The organism is Bacillus sp. S/N-304-OC-R1 (assembly GCF_019749375.1).
Classification (GTDB): Bacteria; Bacillota; Bacilli; order Bacillales; family Cytobacillaceae; genus Cytobacillus.
The window spans coordinates 249,032-269,000 of sequence record NZ_JACWFE010000001.1 but is presented as its reverse complement, the minus strand read 5'-3'; the positions used below and the strand labels follow the sequence as shown (position 1 = coordinate 269,000).

16 protein-coding genes are annotated in these 19,969 nt (G+C 37.2%); 11 read left to right on the top strand and 5 right to left on the bottom strand.

The genetic code is table 11. The annotated features are described in order from the left end of the window. The first annotated feature begins 146 nt into the window (after nucleotides 1-146). A complete protein-coding gene (locus H0173_RS01320; RefSeq protein WP_221844112.1) occupies nucleotides 147-1,679 on the top strand; it encodes a malate:quinone oxidoreductase in 1,533 nt (510 codons plus the stop codon). A 218-nt stretch (nucleotides 1,680-1,897) separates the two neighbouring features. Here H0173_RS01320 and H0173_RS01315 read toward each other — a convergent pair whose 3' ends face one another. Beyond that, the gene (locus H0173_RS01315) at nucleotides 1,898-3,043 is read right to left on the bottom strand and encodes a thermonuclease family protein (RefSeq protein ID WP_221844111.1); all 1,146 of its coding nucleotides are present in this window, start codon (nucleotides 3,041-3,043) and stop codon (nucleotides 1,898-1,900) included. A 216-nt stretch (nucleotides 3,044-3,259) separates the two neighbouring features. Between H0173_RS01315 and H0173_RS01310 the strand changes: the two genes are divergently transcribed. Both H0173_RS01310 and kynU read left to right on the top strand, forming a co-directional pair. Beyond that, complete coding sequence (locus tag H0173_RS01310) at nucleotides 3,260-4,138, top strand: proline iminopeptidase-family hydrolase (RefSeq protein WP_221844110.1); 879 nt, start codon at nucleotides 3,260-3,262, stop codon at nucleotides 4,136-4,138. A gap of 117 nt (nucleotides 4,139-4,255) precedes the next feature. Next, complete coding sequence (kynU, locus tag H0173_RS01305) at nucleotides 4,256-5,542, top strand: kynureninase (protein WP_221844109.1); 1,287 nt, start codon at nucleotides 4,256-4,258, stop codon at nucleotides 5,540-5,542. Nucleotides 5,543-5,586: 44 nt separating this feature from the next. Here the strand turns inward: kynU and H0173_RS01300 are convergent, their stop codons facing one another. Continuing rightward, the gene (locus H0173_RS01300) at nucleotides 5,587-6,915 is read right to left on the bottom strand and encodes a (Fe-S)-binding protein (RefSeq protein ID WP_221844108.1); all 1,329 of its coding nucleotides are present in this window, start codon (nucleotides 6,913-6,915) and stop codon (nucleotides 5,587-5,589) included. Then, nucleotides 6,912-8,324, bottom strand: coding sequence for a glycolate oxidase subunit GlcD (gene glcD, locus H0173_RS01295; protein WP_221844107.1), 1,413 nt, complete (start codon nucleotides 8,322-8,324; stop codon nucleotides 6,912-6,914). Before glcD ends, H0173_RS01300 begins: the two co-directional genes overlap by 4 nt. A 367-nt stretch (nucleotides 8,325-8,691) precedes the next feature. On the opposite strand from glcD, the gene H0173_RS01290 reads away from it, so the two are divergent. The 8 genes from H0173_RS01290 to H0173_RS01255 all read left to right on the top strand — a co-directional run bounded on the left by H0173_RS01290 (nucleotide 8,692) and on the right by H0173_RS01255 (nucleotide 18,019). Then, entirely contained in the window at nucleotides 8,692-8,829 is a 138-nt protein-coding gene (locus H0173_RS01290; protein ID WP_221844106.1) for a YvrJ family protein, read from the top strand. Nucleotides 8,830-9,030: 201 nt separating this feature from the next. Continuing rightward, nucleotides 9,031-9,231: a cold-shock protein gene (locus H0173_RS01285; RefSeq protein ID WP_213100807.1), complete on the top strand. Its 201-nt coding sequence runs from the start codon at nucleotides 9,031-9,033 to the stop codon at nucleotides 9,229-9,231. Between the two features lie 213 nt (nucleotides 9,232-9,444). Next, complete coding sequence (locus tag H0173_RS01280) at nucleotides 9,445-10,590, top strand: exonuclease SbcCD subunit D (protein ID WP_221844105.1); 1,146 nt, start codon at nucleotides 9,445-9,447, stop codon at nucleotides 10,588-10,590. Further along, nucleotides 10,587-13,721 (top strand): AAA family ATPase, encoded by a 3,135-nt coding sequence (locus tag H0173_RS01275; protein ID WP_221844104.1) that lies wholly within the window; start codon nucleotides 10,587-10,589, stop codon nucleotides 13,719-13,721. The genes H0173_RS01280 and H0173_RS01275 overlap by 4 nt, the downstream gene beginning before the upstream one ends. Nucleotides 13,722-13,832: 111 nt before the next feature. Then, a complete protein-coding gene (locus tag H0173_RS01270; RefSeq protein WP_221844103.1) occupies nucleotides 13,833-14,519 on the top strand; it encodes a Dph6-related ATP pyrophosphatase in 687 nt (228 codons plus the stop codon). 40 nt (nucleotides 14,520-14,559) lie between these two features. Beyond that, nucleotides 14,560-15,291 carry a YwaF family protein gene (locus H0173_RS01265; protein ID WP_221844102.1) on the top strand — a complete coding sequence of 244 codons (732 nt, stop codon included), beginning with the start codon at nucleotides 14,560-14,562 and terminating at the stop codon, nucleotides 15,289-15,291. Continuing rightward, on the top strand, nucleotides 15,288-17,177 hold the full coding sequence (gene selB / locus H0173_RS01260) for a selenocysteine-specific translation elongation factor (RefSeq protein WP_260630969.1): 1,890 nt from the start codon (nucleotides 15,288-15,290) through the stop codon (nucleotides 17,175-17,177). Before H0173_RS01265 ends, selB begins: the two co-directional genes overlap by 4 nt. A 254-nt stretch (nucleotides 17,178-17,431) precedes the next feature. Continuing rightward, nucleotides 17,432-18,019, top strand: a complete 588-nt coding sequence (locus tag H0173_RS01255; RefSeq protein ID WP_221844101.1) for a C40 family peptidase — start codon at nucleotides 17,432-17,434, stop codon at nucleotides 18,017-18,019. Between the two features lie 65 nt (nucleotides 18,020-18,084). On the opposite strand, the gene H0173_RS01250 is transcribed toward H0173_RS01255, so the two are convergent. Further along, complete coding sequence (locus H0173_RS01250) at nucleotides 18,085-19,134, bottom strand: M42 family metallopeptidase (protein WP_221844100.1); 1,050 nt, start codon at nucleotides 19,132-19,134, stop codon at nucleotides 18,085-18,087. A 117-nt stretch (nucleotides 19,135-19,251) separates the two neighbouring features. After that, nucleotides 19,252-19,866, bottom strand: coding sequence for a hypothetical protein (locus H0173_RS01245; RefSeq protein WP_221844099.1), 615 nt, complete (start codon nucleotides 19,864-19,866; stop codon nucleotides 19,252-19,254). Nucleotides 19,867-19,969 lie beyond the last annotated feature (103 nt).

Sequence of the window (19,969 nt, the reverse complement as noted above, 5' to 3'; positions counted from 1 at the left end):
ATACTAAATGTAAAATGTGTTATACTATAAAAAGATTAAGAATAATGCAGAAAAGGTGTATGACTAGGTCGTGCCCTGGCTTGCTGTATCACCAAAGCAGGAGCGCCTAATCCTTGCTGCAAACTTAGGGGATAAGGATGGGAAATATGAGCAACAGACAAACTAGTACAGACGTTATCTTAATTGGTGCCGGAATTATGAGTGCAACATTAGGTACACTTCTGAAGGAATTAGCACCCGACTGGGATATTAAAGTGTTTGAGAAGCTGGATAAATCAGGAGAGGAAAGCTCTAATGAGTGGAATAACGCTGGTACAGGCCATGCTGCACTATGCGAGCTCAATTATACTCCTGAAAGATCTGACGGCTCTATTGATATATCTAAGGCAATCAATGTCAATGAACAATTCCAGATTTCAAGACAATTTTGGTCTTATCTTGTTAACAGCAATCTAATCCGTAATCCACAAGACTTTATTATGCCATTGCCTCATATGAGTTTAGTACAAGGAGAAGATAATGTTAAATTCCTAAAAAAACGCTTTGAAGCACTTTCAAATAATCCGTTGTTCCAAGGAATGGAGTTTTCAGATAACCCAGAGAAACTTAAAGAATGGATACCGGTTATAATGAATGGCCGCACATCTGCTCAACCTATTGCAGCAACAAAAATTGACTCTGGAACAGATGTCAACTTCGGCGCATTAACTCGTATGTTATTTGATCACTTAAATAATAAAAATGTTGAGATCAACTATGAACATCAAGTTGAAGATATTAAGCGTACTAGTGACGGTTTATGGGAATTAAAAATCTGGAATATGGAAACTGGTCAAATTGAACGCCATACAGCAAAATTTGTATTTATCGGCGGTGGTGGCGGAAGTCTTCCATTATTACAAAAAACAGGTATTCCTGAAAGTAAGCATATCGGAGGATTCCCTGTTAGCGGACTATTCCTAGTATGCAACAATCCAGAAATTGTAGAACAGCATCATGCAAAAGTATATGGTAAAGCTGCGGTTGGTGCCCCACCAATGTCTGTACCGCATCTTGATACTCGATATATTGATAATAAAAAATCTTTACTATTTGGGCCATTTGCGGGCTTCTCGCCAAAATTCTTAAAAACAGGTTCAAATATGGATTTAATCGCTTCTGTAAAGCCTAATAATGTTTTCACGATGTTAGCAGCAGGAGCAAAAAATATGTCCTTAACAAAATACTTGATTGGGCAAGTTATGTTATCTAAAGAAAAACGCATCGAAGAATTACGCGAATTTGTTCCAAACGCCAAAAGCGAAGACTGGGATATCGTCGTAGCAGGTCAACGTGTACAGGTTATTAAAGATACAGAAGCAGGTATGGGAACACTTCAATTCGGTACTGAAGTGGTAAGTGCAGCTGATGGCTCCGTTGCTGCATTGCTTGGCGCATCTCCAGGTGCTTCTACAGCCGTTCACGTCATGCTGCAAGTAATCAAAAAATGCTTCCCGGAACAATTACCTGAATGGGAATCAAAAATCAAAGAAATGATTCCTTCTTACGGCATAAAACTAGCTGAAAATCCAGATCTATTCAATGAAATTCATGCTTCAACTGATAAGGCGCTTGGATTAAGCGAGAGCAGTGAAAAGAGTGAAAAAGAGTTAGAGATGGCGGGGCAAGGTTCTTATTAAGAAGGTTTGAATTTTTGAAGTTGTAACTAAGTGTAATAGCTAAAAGGTTAATTTAAGTAGATTAAGAGTTCTCCTATTTTATAGACGAAGGGCTTCTCACAATTGTGGGAAGCTTTTTTCACATTATATAAATGGTTTTTACTATTTAATAAATAAAGCGAATGCACTCATCATAAAAATACACCTGGGGATTTCCCCAAGTGCAATTTGTCTCTTGTTTACCTCTCACAAGCCCAGTTATCCTTATCTCGATCAAGTCGGGATGCATATGCAGGATGATCCGCTGGAACCCCATTTGGATAAACTTTTCTTAATTCCGTGCAGTTTTTATAGTATTCGCTGCCTCTGCTGACAGGGGCAGTAGATGTTGTTCCAGAATTTGAACTTGAACTAGAATTTGAGCTTGAATTTGAATTGCTCGTTTTTCCGCTATTAGATGAAGCTGATGTTGAACTGCTGCTGTTGCTGGCTGCCACTGGCTTGGAATCCAAATCTCCTTTAGTCGTGCCTTCATCACCAAATGCCCACAAGCCTGTATTTTTATCTCTTGCCTCACGAGCGAATTTGACAAAATAATCGCTGTATTTGACGTCTGGCGGGTAAGTAGATGGTTCGGCATAGCCATTTATTACAAGGTCCGCGTTAAACATTTTTGTTCGAATCTCATTTTCGTTCAAATCATCGCTTGGAATATCAAGCCATATAATTCGTAGGTATCGAGCATATCGATCTGTTTCAGAAACGTCTTTTTGTAAGTATACTTGTTTCCCTTCTAGCTTGGAGGTTGTGTAGTTGCTTGCTTCCTTGCCGTATACTTCAGTTCGAGTCGTCGATTCGGGTGTGTTGACACCAACTAAGCGAATTTTTCTGCCATCTGATGTTTGAACAGTATCTCCATCCACAACTCTGCTAATGGTTACAAGCTCCAATCCTAGCTTGCTAATTTGTTCCTCTTTCTCTTTTTGAGAGGCTTCCTGTTTTTCTATTTCAAGTCGTTCTGCTTCTGCTTTAGCATCTGCTTCGGCTTTCGCTTTTTCTTCCGCTTCTTTTTTTGCCTTTTCAGCTGCTTCCTTTTCCGCTTTGATCTTCTCTGTTTGAGTATCCGCTACTTTTGTTCCTTCGGATTTCTCTGCCGTATTGGTTGTATCAGCTGTGGATGCTCCTAAAATTAAAAATAAAATAAACCCGATCGCCGTAATAAAACCAGGTTTTTTAACAAGAGTGTTCCCTTTTTTCTTTTGGCTGGATAGGAATAAACCGATTAAAAATACAGCCATACCAATAAAAGCTAGCGGTGCTGCAAACCCCATAAATAACATTAATAATAGGATAATAGTGATAATAATCCATTTTAAAACCTTCATTAAAACTTCCTCTCCCTAAATCTGAAATTTCCTATATTAGAATACAATCACTATTTATTATACATGTTCTAAAACCCCATTTGTTCTAGTTTGTTAGTGTGAAAATATGTAAGCTATTTCTGTAAATGCGTTAATTGTTAAATTGACTTCATATTTAAGGAAAATATATACTTATAAAACAGCAATCTACCATTTAATTGAATAGGGGAGAGGAATATGACAATTCAGGAAGGGTTTATTGAAGTAACTGGCGGGAAGGTTTGGTATCAACTTCACAAAGGACAGAAAAATCTTACACCGGTGATTATTCTTCATGGGGGACCAGGTTCTTCACATTTTTCGCTGCAAGGTTTAAAAGTGTTGGCCGAAGATCGGCCGGTAATCTTTTATGACCAATTAGGATGCGGCAAATCAGATCGTCCAGAGGATCAAACTCTATGGACGCTAGAGAGATTTGTAGATGAGCTTGATCAAATTAGAACTTCGCTATCACTAGATACAATACATATTCTTGGGCATTCATGGGGAACAACTTTGGCAGCTGCGTATTTATTAACGAAACCTGTAGGAATACAAAGCGTCATCTTTTCTAGTCCATGCTTAAGTGCACCTCTATGGGCAGACGATCAGGAGCGAAATCGAACATTATTGCCACAGCATATTCAAGATACATTAAAGAAATGTGAAGAAAATGGAACGACAAATTCTACTGAATACAAAGAGGCAACAGCAGAATTTAATAAAAGATTTGTTTGCCGTTTGGACCCAATGCCAGAAATTATTAAACAAGGAGCACCATATAAAAATCAAGTCGTTTACAACCTAATGTGGGGTCCGTCTGAATTTCACGTTACTGGAAATCTGAAAAACTTCGATTGTACTTCTCGTCTAAATGAAATTTCGATTCCTGCATTATATACTTGCGGACGTTTTGATGAGGCAACTCCAGAGTCAACAGAATATTTCAGCAAGCTGACACCTGGAGCGAAATTCCATGTGTTTGAGAATAGTGCACATATGCCTTATTTAGAGGAACCTGAAGTATATGTAAAAGTAATTAGGAGATTTTTGGCGAATGCAGATATACAAAAATAATATTACAGCTTTTTCTCTTTCAAAATGAGAACAAAAATTATAAGTTCAGTTTAAATTGTTTGCTAGGCAAAAATAGTAATTCAAAAACAGAATCCTTGGAAAATGGAGTGAGGTAATTTGAATAAACCAACCTTTGATTCTTCATTCGAATATGCTTGCCAGCTAGATGAACAGGACGAACTTAAGGGAATTAGAGAAGAGTTTTATATTCGGGAAGGTACCATTTATTTAGATGGAAACTCGCTTGGGCTTCTATCAAAAAGAGCAGAAAAGAGTGTTTTAGAATTATTGGATTCTTGGAAGCAGTTTGGGATTGATGGGTGGACAGAAGGAGAATATCCGTGGTTTAGTCTCTCTGAAAGATTAGGAGAGATGGTAGCTCCTTTGATCAATGCACTTCCAGAAGAGGTGATTGTTACAGGGTCAACAACAGCTAATCTTCACCAAATGACTGCAACCTTTTATCAGCCGGAAGGCAAGAGGACAAAAATTTTAGCAGATGAATTAGCTTTTCCATCTGATATTTATGCCTTACAGAGTCAAATTCGGCTAAAAGGTCTGAATCCAGATACTCATTTAATTCAAGTAAAGAGCCGTGACGGAAGGGTGCTTGAGGAAAACGATATTATTGAAGAGATGACAGATGAAATTGCTTTAATTGTTCTTCCTAGTGTCCTATATCGGAGCGGACAAATTCTCGATATTGAACGGTTAACGCTAGAAGCCCATAAGCGTGGAATTCTTATTGGGTTTGATTTATGCCATTCTATTGGTGCAATTCCTCATGATTTTCAAAAATGGGAAGTTGATTTTGCCATCTGGTGCCATTATAAATATTTAAATAGCGGCCCTGGCGGTGTTGGCGGCTTGTATGTAAATAAAAGGCATTTTGCGAGGAAGCCCGGGCTAGCCGGCTGGTTTGGATCACAAAAAGATAAACAATTTGATATGGAACATACTTTTTCACAAGCTGAACATGCAGGTGCTTATCAAATAGGCACTCCTCATATTTTAAGTGTAGCTCCATTGGTCGGTTCTATAGAGCTGTTTGAGGAAGCGGGTATAGAGCCATTGAGAAAAAAATCATTAAGCCTAACAAGATATATGATGAATCTTATTACATGTGAACTCGAGGATATGAAATTTGTGTTTGGTAATCCTGATGAAGATCATAAACGTGGGGGACATGTATATTTAGAGCATACTGAGGCAGCACGAATTTGCAAAGCATTAAAAGTTAATGGGGTGATTCCGGATTTTCGTGCACCAAACGGAATCCGCTTCGCCCCTGCTGCTCTATATAATTCATATAGGGATGTTTGGGGGGCTATAAATATATTAAAGAGAATTATGATTGAAGAGCAGTATAAACAATATGAAAATAAACGTGGGGTGATTGCTTAGCTTATCCTGTCGTCCTAACAAACAAGAAGCCTTAGAAATTTAGTCTAAGGCTTTTTCTCTGCTGCTTCCAACAGCAAGTCGGCAATATGGACAGCACGCATTCCGCGAGACAACCCTTCACGTTCAATTCCTAGCTTCATTTGGAGCAGGCAGCCGGGGTTTGCGGTGACAATTGTTTTTGCTTCTGTTTGTTTAACTTTAATCATTTTAGAGTCTAGTATTTTCATCGACATTTCGGATTCGATAATATTATAGATGCCAGCGGATCCACAGCAGCTGTCAGCACTATTCATTTCACAATAAGTGATGCCTTTAATGGATTGAAGAAGTTTTCGTGGCTCGGAAGCTGTCTTCATAACATTTCGCAAGTGACAGGAATCTTGATACGTTATTACTTGAGGCGGGAGAGAAAGCTCCATTTTATGAAAATCTAATTCTATTAAAATGGCAGAAATATCTTTAAGCTTTTTTGAAAAAGCAAGAGCACGGGTTGCCCAATTAGGATCGTCTTTTAGCAGATGGTCATAATCACTAAGAAAAGCCCCGCAGCCCCCCGCATTTGTAATAATGTAATCTGCTTCATTCTCTTCAAAAGCTGCAATATTCTTTTTGGCAAGCTTTTTCGCATCGTTTTTCTCACCGCTATGTGCGTGAAGTGCGCCGCAGCAGCTTTGTGAGTTAGGAATAACAATTTCACAGCCAGCCATCTGAAGTAATTTCATAGTGGCGTCATTCGTACCCATAAATATAGTGTCCATTAAACAGCCAGAGAAGAAGGAAACTTTTTTCTTTTTTGTTCCAATCGGGTGTAAATGGTTTGGACGGTTATTTAATTTTTTTCGAGCAGGTACATTTGGAAGGACTTTTTCCATTGTGACTAATTGCTCAGGCAATGCCTTCATTACACCACTCTTTTGCATCCATTTTTGCACGCCAGAACGCTGGTATATCCCTAATAAATTTGTAAGTGTCCGCATTCTGTTTTGATATGGAAAAATTCCTTTAAAGACAGTATTGCGAATTAATTTGGCTGAAAATGAGTGTTTCTTATTCTGATTAATAATATCTCTTGCCTCTTCCAGCAAATGTCCATAATTGACCCCTGATGGACAGACAGGCTCACATGCCCGACAGCCGAGGCACATATTTAAAGACCTTTCTACATCCTCGTCCGGCTCAATTAAACCGTCTACTACCGCTTTCATTAAAGCAATCCGGCCACGTGGAGAATGTAACTCCTGATATCCAGATTCGATATAGGTTGGACAGGTTGGTAAGCAAAATCCGCATCGCATACAATTTAGTAGCTCGTTTTCATTCATTCGTTCTTTGAACTCTTCCTGAATTTTCTGCTGCTCTTTCAAAGTTGTCATTTTGATACCACCACACGTTTCCGTGAATCTTTGGCAAACATTTTTCCAGGATTCATAATGTTATTTGGATCTAAACTATTTTTTATTACTTTCATAGCTGCAACTCCAGCTTTTACTAGCTTCATTTCCAAGTATGGAGCCTTCATAATGCCAACTCCATGCTCACCGGTGATCGTACCGCCAAGTTCAATTGCTTTAGCGAAGATTTCTTCGAATGCTTTTTCCACCCGTGCAATTTCTTCTTTATTTCTAGCATCTGTTAAGCAGGTAGGATGAAGGTTTCCATCACCGGCATGCCCAAAGGTACAAATCCATAGATCGTATTTCTCCGCAATTTCATTAATGGCCTTCACCATATTCGCAATTTCTGAGCGAGGAACAGTAGCATCCTCCAGAATAGTTGTCGGCTTTAAACGTGCCAGTGCGGAAAGAGCGGCTCGGCGTGCAGTTCGGAGGGCATCTGCCTCCTGTTCACTCTGGGCTTCTTGGACAGAAACCGCGTTTTCTGATTTACATATTTTAATAATTTCTTTAATGTCCTTTTCAACTATATATGCAGGACCATCTTGTTCGATTAATAGAATTGCCTTAGCTTCAGTAGGAAGTCCAATCTGAGCAAAGGCCTCAACTGCTTCGAGAGTGGGCTGATCGAGAAATTCCAGAGTTGCAGGAATAATCTTGCTGGCTATAATTTTCGATACGGATTTAGCAGCAGATTCAAGATCAGTATATAGTGCTAATAGCGTTTTCTTTGTTTCTGGCATAGGAATAAGCTTAAGAATCACTTCTGTTATGATGCCTAACGTTCCTTCAGAGCCAACGAACAATCGAGTAAGATCATAGCCTGCAACATCCTTTGCAAGCTTGCCTCCAGTAGTTATGATTTCTCCATTCGGCAATACTACTTCCAGACCCATCACATAATCCCTTGTAACACCATATTTTAGGCCACGTAAGCCTCCGGAATTTTCATTAATATTACCGCCTATTGTTGAGATTTTCATAGAGCCGGGATCAGGGGGATAAAATAGTCCCTTTGCTTCTACAGCTTCCGTTAATTCAAGGGTAATGACGCCGGGTTGAACTGTGACAGTCAGGTTCTCCTCATCAATTTCTATGATTTTATTAAGATGCTTAAATAGCAATACGATACCACCTTCTGTCGGACATGTGCCTGCACAAAGATTAGTGCCAGAGCCACGGGGAACAATTGGAATATTGTATTGACTGCATAATGAAATAATTTGTGATATTTCCACTTTGTTTCGAGGGGAAATTATTGCATCCGGCATGGATTGAAACTGAGGGGTCGCATCATAGGAATATACAAGCAGCCCCGCTTTTGAGTCATCATAGTTTTCATGACCAACAATCTCAATGAGTTTTTGCCGCACTTCTTTTGATATCATATATATAGCCCCCTATTATCCTATTACTATTAAGGATAAGAGATAGGTAAATATTTGTAAAAGAAATTCTATTCATAATTAATTAATTCTTTAGAAAAAATAATTAAAATGCGGACAGGATTGTCCAAACCATAAAGGAAAAGCTTAATAATATATTATGGAAGATCTCCTCCCTTAGGTCTTTGTGAAACTACACTTTGTCCGTTCATTCCACAGTCTGAACGGACTTTTTTATCGTTCCCTAAATAAAAACACTCCGACAGATGTGAAATTTTTTTATAGTATTTTAATTACTATGTCTAATCTTAATAAACCAATGTATATAAAAAGTGAAGACTAAAATAACTTATGAAAGGAGTGCAAGTGGATGGAGGAGCTTTTACCGATCCTAAGCGAAGTAGGCTTTCCTATTATTGTTACGCTATTTTTGCTGTACAGAATAGAAGCAAAGCTAGATGTCGTGGTGAATTCCATACAAGGGCTTCCTGAACGTTTAAGGGAATGAGGATAGTGAGTTACATTTATTGACTTTCAAAACCAATAATGCTAAATTTAAATCAGCCGTTATGCATCGCATTATATTTTTGCAAGCTATTTTTTCCAAAGAAGTTTTTGTTTGGATGAGTAATGTTGAGTAAAAGCTATAATCGTTGTGAATGGTGAATTAACACATGGCTTTTTGAAGCCTATAGGAGGATTTTTTTACATGAAAAACGGTAAAGTTAAATGGTTCAATGCTGAAAAAGGTTTCGGATTCATCGAAGGTGAAGACGGAAACGATGTATTCGTACATTACTCTGCAATCCAAACAGAAGGTTTCAAATCTTTAGAAGAAGGTCAAGAAGTGTCTTTCGAAGTTGTTGAAGGTGCTCGTGGACCACAAGCTGCTAACGTAAACAAACTATAATCTAACAAATACAAACAGTCCTGCTTAAGCAGGGCTGTTTTTTCATGCTTTGAAATATATTTAATTGTTAAAATATTTTAAATCAATACATATGTTTCTGCTTGTATAGTAGTAATTAATTCCTCCAATCTCCTTTTCCAAATTAATATTATCTATATTTGATATAATATGATTAATACGAAACTAGGTTAGAAATATAAGAAGGTGAAAGAATTGAAATTTATTCATACTGCCGATTGGCACCTTGGTAAGCTTGTTCATGGAGTTTATATGACAGAAGATCAGCGTTATTTCTTGAATCAGTTTGTGGATCTTGTTGCAGAGGAGAAGCCAGATGCTGTTGTTATTGCAGGAGATCTATATGATCGTTCTGTTCCCCCGACTGATGCTGTCGAATTGCTGAATGAAGTTTTGTTCAAGATTAATGTCGAGCTGAAAACTCCTATTGTTGCGATTGGAGGGAATCATGATAGTGCTGAAAGACTTTCTTTCGGGAGCTCATGGTACCGGCAGAGCCAGTTTTTTTTATCAGGGAAACTTGAGGGAGAAGTTCATCCTATCCATATTAATGGTGTGAATTTTTATTTAGTTCCATACGCTGAACCAGGTATTGTCAGACAGCTGCTGGGTGACGATAGTATTCATACACATCAGGATGCGATGAAAGCAGTTATTGGAAGAATAGAAGATAAAATGAATACGAATGAGCCCAATGTATTAATAGGACATGCTTTCGTTCTCGGCGGAAAAACGAGTGAATCTGAAAGGACATTATCTGTTGGGGGTTCAGGCTGCGTAGGAGCTGAATTATTCGAACCGTTTTCTTATACAGCTCTTGGGCATTTGCATAGTCCTGACGCAATTAAGCATGAAAAAATTCGCTACTCTGGTTCTCTATTAAAATATTCTTTTTCTGAAGCTAAACAGAACAAATCTATCTCTATTATTGAAATGAATGAAAAAGGTCAATTTGATTTACGAGTCCGTTCACTCTCTCCGAAAAAAGATATGCGGGAAATAGAAGGTTTTCTTGATGAACTTATGGACCCAGGTTTTTATGAGAAGCAGGCAGTTGACGACTATGTAAAAATTATTCTCCATGATGAAGGGGCTCTCATCGATCCGATTAATAAACTCCGTCAAATTTATCCGAATGTAATGCACCTTGAACGAAAAATACACCTAACTGATATGAAGAAAAAACAATTTTTCACTGCGGTTAAAGAAGAAAAGAAGAATGAATTGGAGCTATTTCAGCAGTTTTATCAGGAAATGACGACTTCAGAATTTACAGATGAAAAGAAAGCGGTAATGACCGATGTAATCGAAAAAGCTTTAAAGGATGGTGTGATCATATGAGACCTTTAAAGTTAATGCTGCAGGCATTTGGACCATATGCTGGTACAGAAATCATCGATTTTACTAAGCTTGGGAACCGGACGATGTTTGTCATTTCTGGAAAAACAGGATCAGGAAAAACAACGATTTTTGACGGCATTAGTTATGCTATTTATGGTAAAGCAAGCGGAGAAGACCGTAATGGACCTGACCTTAGGAGCCAGTTTGCGAAAGATGATTTATTAACAGAGGTTTCGCTTGAATTTTCATTAAGAAATAAAACGTTCTTTATTACAAGATCGCCTCAACAGGAGAAAAGAAAAGAACGCGGGGATGGATTTACGACAATCGGTGCAAAAGCAGAATTGTATATGATAGATGAAAATGGAGAAAAACAGCTGATAGCTGCGAATACCCGTGATGTGGATGAAAAAATTAAAGAAATTATGATCATTGACAGTAATCAATTTAGGCAAATTCTTATGATTCCCCAAGGTGAATTCAGAAAGCTGCTTACATCAGAGAGTAAGGATAAGGAAGTTATATTGCAGCGGCTTTTCCATACACAAATATATAAAAAGATTGAAGAGAAATTAAAGGAAGATGCGGCAAAATTAAAATCCTCCGTAGAAAAACAATTAGAAAACCGGGATCAGGCTATACAACAAATTCATGCTCTATATAATGAAGAACTGAAAGGGTACCTTGATGCAGGAAGCGTAAATGATACTGTCATTATGCCTTTATTGGATTTGGAAATAGAAAGTATGAATACTGAGCTCCTGAAGCTTGCTGATCATTTAAAGACAGCTCAGGAAAAGCGGGATATCCTTCAGCAAAAGCTCTTTGAAGCAGAAGCCATTGTGAAACAGCTAAAGTTACGAGAAGATTTAGAAAAACGAAAGGCTGACCTTGAAAGGGAAAAGGATCAATTCATTGTGATCGAAAGGAATATCAGTCATGCCCAGAAAGCAGCCGTGCTAGCGCAGCAGGAAGAGCTTTGTCACCATTTAAAAAAAGAATTAGATGAAGCAAACTACGATTTAGCTTCTATTATATCTAATTTATCATCCTTGTCTTCATTACTTAAGGATCAGGAAAAACAATGGGAAGAAGAAAAGAACCGAGAGTCTGAAAGGAAGTCCCTCTCTGAAGAAATAAGTCATCTTCATAATATGAAAGAGGATGTCCAATCATTATCTAATGTCAAGAAAGAGGTATTCCTATTAGAACAAAGCCTTGAAAAAAGAAAAGAGGAAAGAGTTCAGATTGAAGCATCTTTAAAAAACATAGAAAAGAATCTGTTTGCACGCAATGAAGAAAAGCAGCAAATTGAAAAAGAGCAATTATTATTCGTTGAAAATGCACGAAAAATAGAGAAGCTTGAGGAAGAAATAGGGAAGTTTATTAAATATGAACAGCTTAGCCAGCGTTATTATCTAGCTATAGAGGAATTTGAAAGGCGAAATGGCCAATATGAAAATGTTGTTTCACGATTAGCTGATGCAAAAGCAACCATCGCTCAACTAGAAGAACAATGGATGTATGGACAAGCTAGTCTGCTAGCAAGCAAGCTTCATAAAGGAGAAGCTTGCCCTGTGTGCGGCTCAATGGATCATCCAAGTCCAGCAGGACATTCTACAGAAGTACCGAATGAAAATGATTTAAAAGCTGCAAAAAAACAGACAGATGAGGTTGAAAAAGAAAAAACAAAAGCAGAAGCTGCATATTATGATTCCCAGTCCACTGTCAATTCATTGCAGGAGTCAATGGATTCGCTCCTCGAGGAACTGCAGAAGCATCGTGGAAATCTGACAACTGACACATTTTCAACTGTTAAAGATAGTATCTTATTGGAACAAAGCCATCTAAAAAGTACACAAAGTGAACTTTCAGAAAGGCAGGCAAGATTATCCGGGTGCATAAAAGAAATTGATACTTTACAACAGGATAAAGAAAACTTATCTAAACAGCTTCAATTCAATATGGAAAGAATAAATAGTGAAACTATTAGCTTTACGGAAAAGAAAACTAATTTCACGAGAATGATTGAAAAAATCCCAGCCCAACTTCAATCACTAGAAGCGTATGAATTAAAATTACAAAATACAGTAGCAAAACATGACAGCTTAATTAAAAGGCTGGAAGCCATCCAGCAAGCCTATCAAGATACTAAGGTCAAGGTTATGGCAGAAAAGGCAAAGTGTGAAACAATTGAAAAACAGGCGAATCGATTAAAAGAAAGATTAACAATTGAAAGAGAAGCGTTTGTTCAGCGAATGAAGGACCAAGGCTTTGGAACTTATTCTGAATATAGTGAAGCGAAAAAGACAGATCGTGAAATACAATTACTTGAGCTATCATTAAGAAACTACCGGGAAGAGGTCCGCTCTGTTCATGACCGTTATGAAGAGCTATCACAGCAGTTGAAAGATGTTCAGATGCCGAATTTAGAGGAACTTAATGCATTCTTTAATGAAAATGAAAACCAAATTCGACTACTTCAAGGAAATTATACAGATTTGTTTATTAAGAAAAAACAAAATGTAGACACATCAGAAAAAATAACGAAAATCAATGAGCAAATGAAGGAACTTGAAGATCGCTATAAATTAATCGGCCATCTATATGAAATTACTAAAGGCCAAAACACATACCGTATTACGTTTGAGCGCTTTGTACTAGCTGCTTTTCTTGATGATATATTAAGAGAAGCCAACGGCAGGCTAAGGAAGATGACAAGCGGAAGATACGAATTATTAAGGAAAACAGATCGTTCTAAAGGAAATGTACAAAGCGGATTAGAACTGCTTGTGTTCGATCAATATACTGGTCAGGAACGGCATGTAAAGACATTATCTGGGGGAGAAAGCTTTAAAGCAGCATTAGCGCTTGCTCTTGGACTGGCTGACGTTGTACAGCAATATGCTGGCGGTGTTTCGCTTGAAACGATGTTTATTGATGAAGGATTTGGTACACTTGATCCTGAGTCATTGGATCAGGCAATTGAAGCGTTAATGGATATTCAAAGCAGTGGCAGACTTGTAGGGATTATTTCGCATGTGCCTGAACTAAAGGAAAGAATTGATGCACGGCTTGAGGTCATTTCATCTCAGTCGGGTAGCCAGACGGAATTTCAATTTTTATCCTAATAACAGCAGCAAAAAGAAAGGAAGGAATGCATTGAATCCTTCCTTTCTTTTTCAGTATACTGACCATTTCATGGTACTATAGGGATAAGCTAGATAGAAGGATGATGTATTATGACAAAAAGAGTTGCTTTATCATGGAGCGGAGGTAAGGATGGCTGCCTTAGCCTTGATGTTTTGTCCAACAATGGACTGGATGTTGTTTGTTTAGTTACGACTGTTCCAATTGAAATAGGCAGAACCTTTGGCCATGGTGAAAAAATGGAATTAGTTAAACTTCAAGGGACCGCCTTAAAAATCCCAGTCGAATTTATTTCGACCTCCTTTGAGCATTATACAGACAGTTTTATACATAAACTAATATCATTGAAAGAAACATATCAGCTTGATGCTGTTGCTTTTGGCGACTTGTATTTGGAAGGGCATCGAGAATGGGGAGAAAAGGTAGCAGAGTCTGCTGGACTTAAACCTTTGTATCCCTTATGGGGGAAACAGGATGAAGCTCTTAACATGCTGGAGAATTTTCTGAATTCAGGCTATAAAGCAACCGTTATCCGTATAAGGGAAGATATCCTCGATGATACATGGTTAGGAAGAGAGCTAGACACTTCTTTTTTCGAGGATGTTAAATTGAAAGAAATGTGTCCAATGGGAGAATCGGGTGAATATCATACTTTTGTGTATGATGGACCATTATTTAAGCAGAAAATTGTACTGAAAGATCCGGAAATTATTAGCTTAGAGACTACGAAAAAATTAGAATTCCAGCAATATGGACTAAAGGGAAAATGTGAAAAATAAGGACTAGATTCGAAAATGGGGTTAAAGTGAGGAATCCGTTATGAATGAGCTGTTTGGACATGATTTTGCTCCATTTCCTTTCGAGGCATTTTCACTTCAGCATTTTACGATGATTTTTGTATTAATTGCCGGCTCTATATTGATTTATAAAAATAGAGGAATACTGATAAAATATGACAGAGCTATAAGGTTTATATTGTTTACTAGTTTATTTGTTTTGGAATCTATGTACCATATATGGTTATTTAAAGATGGTTATTGGGAGATATCTTTTACATTGCCATTGCAGCTCTGTTCGATCAGTCTTATACTCTGCCTGATTTTACTTATTACGAAGTCAGCTTTTGTTTTTCAAATTGTTTTTTTTATCGGGATCACTGGAGCAGCAATGGCTGTCATAACTCCAGAACTATATCTTGGTTTTCCGCACTTCCGATTTTTTCAATTTTTTATTACTCATATAGCAATCATTTGGACTTGTCTATATTTTTTCATCGTCCATCAATATATACCTAACGGAAAAGGGCTTATTAAGTCTTTTATATTTCTAAATGTAAGTGCTTGTCTTGCATTTGTTGTGAACAAAGTTACAGGAGGAAACTATATGTTTCTAGCCTCTAAACCTTCAAATGCCTCATTATTGGATTATTTCGGTCCATTTCCTTTCTATATAATTGCTTTAGAAGGAGCGGCTTTAGTTTTTTTCTTTCTAGTGCTAGTAATATGCCAAAAAGTAAAACTCGGTAATATTAAGGGAGGTGACTGTTTTTGAACAACAAAAGATATTTCACAATTGGTATGGCGGGTCACATTGACCATGGAAAGACGACATTAACGAAAGCGCTAACAAATGTAGATACTGATCGATTAAAAGAGGAAAAGGAAAGGCAAATTTCTATTGAGCTTGGTTTCGCACCACTGTATGAAAATGATGAGCTGCAAATTTCAGTTGTCGATGTACCTGGCCATGAACGGTTTATTAGACAGATGATTGCCGGGGTAGCAGGAATTGATTTAGTTGTGCTTGTTGTCGCTGCAGATGAAGGAGTCATGCCGCAAACACGTGAGCATTTACATATACTTCGTTTATTAGGAATCAAACACGGAATCATTGCGATAACAAAAATTGATCGAGTCGATGAAGAATTCATTGACCTGGTCAGGGATGATATTTTAGAAGAGCTAACTGGCACTGTATTTGAAAATGCTCCTTTCACTTTAGTTGATAGTGTGTCACGGAAAGGGGTTAATGATTTAAAAAATTTAATTATTAACGAATTAAAGAAACAAGAAGCACGAGATATTAATGGCGCCTTTCGCCTGCCTATTGACCAAGTGTTTTCAGTGAAAGGCCAAGGAACAGTGGTCAGAGGAACAGTATATGAAGGAGCCGTTGAAGAGGGACAAGCGTTAATGATCATGCCAAATGGAATAGAAACACGTGCACGTCAACTTCAAGTCCACCACAAACCAGCGAAAAGTGCTTACGCTGGTCAGCGTACGGCTATTAATTTATCCGGAATCGCAAAAGAGGATATACAGCGTGGAGATGTTCTTGTTTCCTCTGAGCATTTTATTGTTACGAAAACAATTGATGTTGCCCTTCTAATTGCCGGGGAATTAGAATATATAGTTAAGCAGAGAATGCCGATAAAGTGTCATATCGGTACTGCAGAAGTACTGGGCAAGATTGTATTCTTTGACCGTAATGAAATGAAGGGTGCAAATGCAGAAGTTCTCTGTCAAATTCGTCTGGATCAAGAAATTGTCACAAAAAGAGGAGACCGCTTTATAATTAGGCGTCCAAGTCCTCAGGAAACCATTGGCGGAGGCTGGGTTATTGACCCAAAAGGTGAAAAGTATCGATTTGGATTAGAAACAGTCGAAGATTTGGAAAAGAAAAAAGAGGGCACACCAAAAGAAAGAATCATAGCTGCCTTATTAGCGGCAAAAAGCTTATCCGTTCAAGAGATCGTGAAAAGAACATCTCTTTCTGAACAAGAGCTTATAGATTATTTAATGGATGAGGAATTTCTTTTCTACGATAACAAAGAGTATACATTAGTTAAAACGAAAGAACAGATTGAAGTAGAAATAACGTCAATATTACAGACCTTCCACAGTGAAAATCCACTAAAGTTAGGGATGAATAAAGCAGAGTTATTACAATTAATTAATCGCTATCCCAAAAAACTATCAGAGTTTGTATTGGAGCAGGGGATGGAAATGTCTGTTTTTGCAAAAAAAGACCAATATATTTTCTTAAATGAATTCACCCCTAATGTCCCGAAAAGCTGGCAGAAAAGGGCTGAGAATATGCTGGCACAATTAAAAATGGATGGATTCAAAGTAAAATATCTCTCTGATTATTTTACGAGTGCTGGCATTCCAAATGATCTGGTACTAGACTTAAAACGTTTTTTAATTGAAAATGAAGAAATCATTTCACTTGATGAACAATTCTACTGGCATGCGGATCATTTTAAAATGGCTGTAAAACAATTAAAAGAGCATACAGCTTTAGAATTTGAAGTTGGAGATGCAAAGGAAGTTCTTGATCTTTCCAGAAAATATATGATTCCTTTTTTAGAGAAGCTTGATTCTTTAGGCATTACCGAGAGGATTGAAAATAAAAGAGTATGGCTAGATAAAAAATAACACAAAGAGGAGCTGTGAAAATTTCAGCTCCTCTTTTCTATGAGAAAGTATTTTACTTGATTATTTTGATAATAGTAGAATCCTATGTTGTTTTTAGGTCAATATACCTAATTAATTTTGGGTAATAAAGGTCAAAAATCCAAATTGGACAAATATAGGATTGAATTACTACATAAACCATTTTTTACAGATAGGATTTTAATAGATTAATTACTAAAATAAGGGTGTAAAAGAAGAAATAAGGAGTGTGTACAATGAGAAAGCAACTATTGACGATGACAGCAGCTGCTGGGCTCTTTATTACAGCATTTCAACACCCTGCAAGTGCACATGAAATGACTTACCAAGTCCGTACTGGTGATACGTTATGGAAAATTGCCCAAGCTAACAATTTATCTGTCAATCAATTATCAGAATGGAACAAGCTCATAGACTATGTCATTTATCCTGGGCAGAAATTAATCATTAGCGGCAGTGTTATTTCAAAGGTAGACGCACTAGTTACCGAAGCGAAAAAATATATTGGTGTCCCTTACGTTTGGGGAGGAAGTACACCAGCAGGGTTTGATTGCAGCGGATATTTAAACTATGTATTTAATAATGTTGGAATTGCTATTCCGAGAACGGTACTAACCATCTGGAATGCAACGAAACCAGTTTCTTCACTAAAGATTGGAGACATTGTTTTTTATAATACAACTGATTCTGGTCCATCACATGCTGGAATATATTTAGGCGATAACAAGTTTATTCATTCAGGCTCTTCAACCGGGGTTACGATTAGCGATATGAATTTAGCATACTGGAAAACGCGTTACTTAGGAGCTAGAACTCCTTTTTAAAAGAAGCTAAGTTATGGATGTCAAAGGAAAACCAAGCCCTTTATTAGACTTGGTTTTCTTGTATTTTAAATAACCATTTTTGATAATACATATTGGTAAAGCAATTTAGCTGTATTATCAATAGAAGATTTATGAGTCCGTTCGAATGCATGGGATGAATCAATTCCCGGTCCAACTAATCCGTGAACAATATCATGTCCAGACCGGATTGCAGCAGATGCATCAGATCCGTAATATGGATAAATATCTAATTTATATCCTATATTGTGATCAATAGCTAACTGCACAAGTCGTTTTCTTAAGCCATAATGATACGGTCCGCTAGCATCCTTTACGCAAATGGAAACTGTGTATTCATCAGTTGACTGTCCGTCACCCATTGCACCCATGTCTACAGCTAAGTATTCAACTGTTTCAGGAGTGATATTAGAATTTCCGCCATAGCCGATTTCTTCATTATTTGAAATTAAGAAATGAGTGGTATATGGAAGCTCTATATTATCTGTTTTTAATTGTTTTATTAAATCTAAAAGAATGGCCACGCTTGCTTTATCATCTAAATGCCTTGATTTAATATATCCGGATGGTGTGATTACTACTCGCGGATCGAATGATACAAAATCTCCTACTTCAATGCCTAATGCACGAACATCTTCAGCATTCTGTACGACTTCATCTAAGCGAACTTCCATATTATCCTGATTTCGCTCTGCCTTACCAGCATCTTTGTATACATGGACTGATGTTTGATGCATGAGAATAGTCCCGGTGTATTTCTTGCCGGAGGAAGTTTCAATTTCGCAATATTCACCTTCAATGGAGTTATATTTAAAACCGCCAATCAAATCAAGCTTTAGTCTACCACTCGGTTTGACTTCTTTAACTATTGCTCCGAGGGTATCAACATGGGCTGTGAGCATTCGATGGTTACTTTCGTCTCGTCCTTGAATCGTTGCAATTAGTCCGCCTTTTCGATTTCTCTTTGTTTCTACATTTAAGTTTGTTAAGTAATTTTCAACAAATGAAATTACCTCATTTGTATTTCCAGATGGACTTGGAATGGAGACTAGTTTAGAAATTAATTGAAGAATTTCATCTGTGTTAGAATAAGTCATATGTATTGCTCCTCTCTAGGAAAAAATCATACTTCTTCCATATTATACTTCTTTATACAAATAGAATAAATGAATATGAGGCATGCATTTAAGAATTTAAATATGCCTATCAAAAAGTTATTTGATTGTTTCAAGTTCTGATATGACGTTAAATTCTTCATTATTCTGATCAGTAGTAATAAACTCCTGCTTTACCATTCCTGTATTAGGTGCCCAATACTTTCGTACTATTGAGTTGTTTTTATGATCTTGTTGTTCAACAATAATTACATTCTTCACCATACCAATTGGTAGCACCACGTTTTCCTTAATGTTTATTATTTTCCAGTTATTAAATGATGAATTTACTTTAATAGGCTTTTCAAGAAGAGGTACCGGATTAAATTGCTTTTTCATCTCTTCAAAGGAAGGGATCTGTTCATCATAAAATTCTGGCTGTTCATAAACTAAATAAATTCCTTTTTTTGTTAGTTGATAAATCCTCAATATTCTGGTCCCGCCATTATCAACAACTGAAGGTAGATAACTATCTGTCCTTTTATAAAAAACCTCTGTATAAGCAGAGTATTCATTACCTTCTCCACGGTAACTATATGTTTTGTTTTCCTGGAAGAAGTAATCTTCCATAATGAATTCTTCAGAAGGTAATTTTGGTTCTTGTAACGGTGCTTTTTTTTCGCTGCAGCCTGTAACTAATAATAAGCCAATTAGCAGGAACCACCATTTATTCATTTTGTTTAACTCCTTTAGGAAGCCTATTTAATAGACGGTTAATATTATAAAAAGTTGCAATATACTATCCTAAATATATGTAAGATAGGAGATCAACTTAGAT